Genomic DNA, 2697 nt, shown 5'->3' with positions numbered 1-2697 from the left:
CACTTGTTGATGCTGATTCACTCGCTGATGTACTTGCACTTACTGATGCACTCATTGATGCTGATTCGCTTGCCGATGTGCTTGCAGATTCTGACGCACTCATTGATGCCGACTCACTTGCTGATGTACTTGCAGATTCTGACGCACTCGTTGATGCTGACTCGCTTGCTGATGTGCTTGCACTAATCGATGTACTCGTTGATGCTGATTCACTTGCCGACGTACTTGCACTTACAGACGCACTTGTTGATGCTGATTCACTCGCTGATGTGCTTGCACTTACTGATGTACTCGTTGATGCTGATTCACTTGCTGATGTGCTTGCACTTACTGATGCACTTGTTGATGCTGATTCACTCGCTGATGTACTTGCACTTACTGATGCACTCATTGATGCTGATTCGCTTGCCGATGTGCTGGCACTTTCTGATGCACTTGTTGATGCTGATTCCGAAGCACTAATAGAAGCTGAATCTGAGTTACTTGCTGATTGGCTATTCTCTTCTGATTCTGATTCTCTTGCTGAATTACTTGAAGATTCTGACGCTGATGTGCTTGCACTTACTGATGCACTCGTTGATGCTGATTCACTTGCTGATGTACTTGCACTTACTGACGCACTTGTTGATACCGACTCACTTGCAGATTCTGACGCACTCATTGATGCTGATTCACTTGCTGATGTACTTGCACTTACTGACGCACTCGTTGATGCTGATTCGCTTGCTGATGTGCTTGCACTTTCTGATGCACTCATTGATGCTGATTCGCTCGCCGATGTACTTGCACTTACTGATGCACTTGTCGATGCTGATTCACTTGCCGATGTGCTGGCACTTACAGACGCACTTGTTGATGCTGATTCACTTGCTGATGTGCTGGCACTTTCTGATGCACTCGTTGATGCCGACTCACTCGCTGATGTACTTGCACTTACTGATGCACTTGTCGATGCTGATTCACTTGCCGACGTACTTGCACTTTCTGACGCACTTGTCGATGCTGATTCACTCGCTGATGTACTTGCACTTACTGATGCACTCATTGATGCTGACTCCCTTGCCGACGTACTTGCAGATTCTGATGCACTCGTTGATGCTGATTCGCTTGCTGATGTACTTGCACTTACTGATGCACTCGTTGATGCTGATTCACTTGCCGACGTACTTGCACTTTCTGACGCACTTGTCGATGCTGACTCGCTCGCTGATGTACTTGCACTTACTGACGCACTCGTTGATGCTGACTCACTTGCCGATGTGCTGGCACTCACTGACGCACTTGTCGATGCTGATTCACTTGCCGATGTACTTGCTGACACTGATGCACTTGTCGATGCTGATTCGCTAGCCGATGTACTTGCACTTACTGACGCACTCGTTGATGCTGATTCACTTGCTGATGTACTTGCACTTACTGATGCACTTGTCGATGCTGATTCACTCGCTGATGTGCTGGCACTTACTGATGCACTCGTTGATGCTGATTCACTTGCCGATATACTTGCAGATTCTGACGCACTCATTGATGCTGACTCACTTGCTGATGTACTTGCACTTACTGATGCACTCGTTGATGCTGATTCACTTGCTGATGTACTTGCAGATTCTGACGCACTTGTTGATGCTGATTCACTTGCTGATGTACTTGCACTTACTGACGCACTTGTTGATGCTGATTCACTTGCAGATGTACTTGCACTTACTGATGCACTTGTCGATGCTGATTCACTTGCTGATGTACTGGCACTTACTGATGCACTCGTTGATGCTGATTCACTTGCCGATGTACTTGCAGATTCTGACGCACTCGTTGATGCTGATTCACTTGCTGATGTACTTGCAGATTCTGACGCACTCATTGATGCTGACTCACTTGCCGACGTACTTGCAGATTCTGATGCACTCGTTGATGCTGATTCACTTGCTGATGTACTTGCAGATTCTGACGCACTTGTCGATGCTGACTCGCTTGCTGATGTGCTGGCACTTACTGATGCACTTGTCGATGCTGACTCGCTTGCTGATGTGCTGGCACTTACTGACGCACTTGTCGATGCTGATTCACTTGCCGATATACTTGCAGATTCTGACGCACTCATTGATGCTGATTCACTTGCTGATGTACTTGCACTTACTGACGCACTCGTTGATGCTGATTCACTTGCTGATGTGCTTGCACTTACTGATGCACTCGTTGATGCTGATTCACTTGCTGATGTACTTGCAGATTCTGACGCACTCATTGATGCCGACTCACTTGCTGATGTGCTGGCACTTACTGACGCACTTGTTGATGCTGATTCGCTTGCCGACGTTGACGCACTTTGCGATATTGATTTACTTACAGATTGGCTAGTTTCTACAGATTCACGTGCTGAATCTGAAGCACTCGTTGATGCCGACTCACTCGCTGATGTACTTGCACTTACTGATGCACTTGTCGATGCTGACTTGCTTGCTGATGTGCTTGCACTCACTGACGCACTTGTTGATGCTGACTTGCTTGCTGATGTACTTGCACTCACTGACGCACTCGTTGATGCTGACTTGCTTGCTGATGTACTTGCACTAATTGATGCACTTGTCGATGCTGACTTGCTTGCTGATGTGCTTGCACTCACTGACGCACTTGTTGATGCTGACTTGCTTGCTGATGTGCTTGCACTCACTGACGCACTCGTTGATGCTGACTTGC

The 2697-nt window shown here is 47.2% G+C and carries 1 protein-coding gene; it reads left to right on the top strand.

The window, feature by feature from the left end:
* A partial coding sequence (locus HZY83_RS08520; protein ID WP_179943507.1) for a hypothetical protein occupies positions 1-2697 on the top strand: 2697 nt, incomplete at both ends.

It is taken from the genome of Gemella sp. GH3 (assembly GCF_013415425.1).
GTDB lineage: Bacteria > Bacillota > Bacilli > Staphylococcales > Gemellaceae > Gemelliphila.
This window is presented reverse-complemented; position numbering and strand designations above follow the sequence as displayed.